This window comes from bacterium (assembly GCA_035371905.1).
GTDB lineage: Bacteria > Ratteibacteria > UBA8468 > B48-G9 > JAFGKM01 > JAMWDI01.
Genome location: DAORXQ010000140.1, coordinates 1 through 3,667 on the forward strand (window position 1 = coordinate 1; position 3,667 = coordinate 3,667).

Here is a 3,667-nt window from a genome sequence, read left to right on the forward strand (position 1 = left end):
CCAGTTTCAAACAACTTATAGATGCCTCTACAGATTTATCCATCAATTCATGACAAAGATTTTTTTCTGTTAAAAGCATCATCATCCACTGTGTTGGTTGCCCCTGAGTGACATTATCACTTCTATTCGTAATTAAACTTAACCCTAAAAAACATACTCCATATCCCCAACCAAGAAGAGCATAATCGGTATTTTCATAAAGATACTTACCATAACGGTGCAGAATTTCTAAATGTTCATCGGGAATGGTAGTTGTAGGATTAAAATTTTCTGGTTTAAATTTACCCCTGTCAAAACTAAGGTCGTCAAAATAAAATCCTCCTTTTGGCATACGAAATGGAGTGGGGGAACCATCCGGATTTAATAAAATCCAGTCGCCATTTTCCTTTTCCTCAATTTTTGTTCCAGGCGGAAATAATACCGTCCTGCCATCAAACAACTTTCTGGGAATCCAATCTTCTTCTTTTGCCGTTGCCCACCAGAGTGCATTTTCTAAATCAAGAGGCATAACATCTATGTGAAAAAGTTTTCTTATTTCTTCTTCCACTACAGCAATCATAAACCTTGCATCAAGTACTTTTGTAGGTGACTTTAATCCCAGATATCTTTTAAGGCGGTCATAAGCAATAACATTTATCCCACTTGCTTTCATTCCACCTAAATCTATAGGAACACGGTCAACTTCTTGAAAATTCACACTCCTGTCTACTCTTTCTCTTGATGTCATAAAATCCCCCTTTTATAAATAACTTTTACAATAAGTTAAAAACATAACACTTAATCTGTCAAATTTTTAATTGTTCCAATACTTCGTTAGAGGTAAGAAGTGAGGTCATTTAAGAGAAAATTTTTTCAAAAAAAGGGTTTGTTAAATTCTTCTTTAAAAACAAATTCTTTAAGGTCTTTTCTATTCTTACTTTCATAAAATTCACTGGAAGTATATCCAAGAGGAACTATCATTAAAATATCTATATCCTGAGGTATTTTAAGCAGTTTTTTTATAGGTTCAGGATAAAATGCACCAACCCAGCAACTCCCAACTCCATAATTTCTCGCAGTTAAAATAAGATGGTCAATTGCAATTGTTACATCCACAAGATAACAGTTGTCTTTTAATGGCTCATATGGATTTGGATATTTCTTCCCACAACAAATAACTACACAATCTGCCTCTGCAATAAATGACTGATTATAGGAATATTTTGCTATCTTACTTTTTTTATCTTTATCCTTTACAACAATGAAATACCATGGTTGTTTATTATTTCCTGATGGAGCTACTCTCGTACCTTCAAAAATTTTTTTCAATATATCTTCCGGGATTTCCTTTTTGTTGTAACTTCTTATACTTCTTCTTGTCTTTATAACATCTTCAAATTCCATTTAAAACCTCCTTTTTTAAAATATATTCCACAAAACCAAAAAATGTCAATTTTTATATTATGAAAAAATAACTAAAAGGGGTAGATAGATGAATGAAAAATTAAAGTTCAATTTAATTGTTAAATAACTTTCAAACTTTGAATTTTAATACATATTCTAAAAGGTCTTTTAATGAAGTTGTTGCCACTCCACATACTTTATCTGCTGCTCCATAATAAACAAAAATTTCTCCATCTATCAAAACTGTACCTGTGGGAAAAACAACATTTGGTATATCTCCTACTTTTTCATAATTTTCTTCTGGTTCAAGAATAGGATAGGGTGAACGAGCAATAACTTTTTCTGGATGGTTTAAATCTAAAAGAACTACTCCTGTCCTGTAAACAAAATTTTTATCAACACCGTGATATATAAGAAGCCATCCTTCTTCTGTTTTTATAGGTGGTGGACCTGAACCTATTTTTTTCTCTTCCCATGGATATTCTGGTTTAAGTAGAAGTTTATTTTCACCCCAGTTTTTTAAATCTGTTGAATAAGCAAGCCAGATACTTGGTTTATCAGTTCCAAACTTTTCTCCTATCCATTCAGTGGGTCTGTGTAGTAAAAGATATTTTCCATCTATCTTTTCTGGAAAAAGAACACCATCACGGTCATCAATTTCAGGTGGAGTAATAATTCCCATTCTTTTAAAGTTATATAAATCAAAAGAAGAAAGGAGTCCTGTATGAGAAAAAACATGTATTCTGGGATAAAGAGGGTCAACTTTAAGTTTCTGCATAACTTCAATAAAATTACCTGATTTAGAGGGGGGATTGGGTAAAGCAGCATAGGTGATAAAAAACTCGTTCTCTATTTTAACAATTCGTGGGTCTTCGCAACCGCCTTTATCATAATTTGCGTATGGTTCAAAAACTGGTTTATCAGAAACTCTTTCAAAGTGTAATCCATCCTTACTTATTGCCAATCCAAATCTTGAAGAGTACAATTCGTATTCACCCACTGCTCTATAAAGTAAGTAAATTTTTCCCTGATGTAGAAAAGCCCCTGGATTGTAAACTGCTTCTTTTTCCCATTCAATTTCTGGATTCGGAGTAAGAATAGGATTCCCTGACCATCTTTTTAATTTCATTAGCCCTCCTTTTTTAATTTATAAGGTCAGATTTAAAATATTTAATTTTTCCCGCAAGATTTGTAATTTCATCAGGGTCATTTTCCATATCAAAAAGAAATAGGCAATCTCCATCATTTTCAAAAACCATTTTAAATTTTTCAGTTCTTATCATATACTGATGAAAACCAAATGCATAAATCTCACTCAAAGCAAAATTTTTCTTTTTCCCTTCAAATAAGTTCTCACCGACTACTCTTTTTGATTTTTCAAGCCCAAGACCTGAAAGAAGCGTAGGGAAAATATCAATTATTTCAACAATTTTATTAGCACTTTTTCTCAATTCATCATTTTTACCTGGCCACTTTATTATTAAAGGGATTTTTACACTCTGTTCATAAAATACACTTTTATAAAGAAGTCCATGGTCTCCAAGCATTTCTCCATGGTCAGACCAGAAAATTATTATAAGATTTTCAGGAGTTCGTTTTTCATAATATGTTTTTAAAATTTCTCCAATCCAGTAATCAACAAGAGAAATTTTACCATAATAAAGAGACCTTATTTTTTTTATTATTTCTTGACTTAAACCATTAAAAATTCTTTTCCATTGTTCTATTATTTTTTTCGTTTTTTCAGGCAGGTCAGCAGTTTCTATGATTTCTTCAACAGGTAGTGGCATATCTTCAGGAGAATACATTTCTGCATATTTTCCAGGTGGATCCCATGGTTCGTGAGGAGAAGGAAATCCAACAAAAAGACATAAAGGTTTTTCAAATGAGTAGTTTTTAATAAATTCGCATGCTTTTTTACCAACATAACTGTCAAGATAGTCCTCTTCTTTAAGTGGGCTTGGATGAGTTGAAAATTTATTTCTATTTCTGTAGTCATTTCTGAATATCTCAAGAAGTCCTTTTTCTTTCAGGTAATCTGTCATATATGAGTCAGTTGTGACTGTTGCATGAGGACCTGTTGTTTCGTGGACATAATCAATTCCTCTTTTTCTCATATAATCTTCCATTGTTTTCATATGGAAATTTTTGTGCTCATAAAAATGTGCCTTTCCTATGTGAGCAACAAACCATCCGTTTTTCTGTAGATGATGAAAGAAAGTTTCATTTTCAGGCGGAAGAGAACCTTTGTTTTCCCACATCCCGTGCTGGTGAGGGTAAAGTC

At 32.5% G+C, this 3,667-nt stretch carries 4 protein-coding genes; all 4 read right to left on the minus strand.

Features of this window, described 5'->3' with window-relative positions:
• The coding region (locus tag PKV21_09655; protein ID HOM27751.1) for a hypothetical protein at positions 1-727 on the minus strand (727 nt) is incomplete at its 3' end.
• Positions 728-852: 125 nt separating this feature from the next.
• Complete coding sequence (locus tag PKV21_09660) at positions 853-1,383, minus strand: nitroreductase family protein (GenBank protein ID HOM27752.1); 531 nt, start codon at positions 1,381-1,383, stop codon at positions 853-855.
• Between the two features lie 130 nt (positions 1,384-1,513).
• Positions 1,514-2,512: a glycosidase gene (locus PKV21_09665; protein ID HOM27753.1), complete on the minus strand. Its 999-nt coding sequence runs from the start codon at positions 2,510-2,512 to the stop codon at positions 1,514-1,516.
• Positions 2,513-2,525: 13 nt separating this feature from the next.
• A partial coding sequence (locus PKV21_09670; protein HOM27754.1) for a sulfatase-like hydrolase/transferase occupies positions 2,526-3,667 on the minus strand: 1,142 nt, incomplete at its 5' end.

Bases quoted from the DNA above. Each gene is read 5' to 3' on its own strand.
- PKV21_09665 (HOM27753.1), bottom strand. From the start codon at position 2,512: ATGAAATTAAAAAGATGGTCAGGGAATCCTATTCTTACTCCGAATCCA.
- PKV21_09660 (HOM27752.1), bottom strand. From the start codon at position 1,383: ATGGAATTTGAAGATGTTATAAAGACAAGAAGAAGTATAAGAAGTTAC.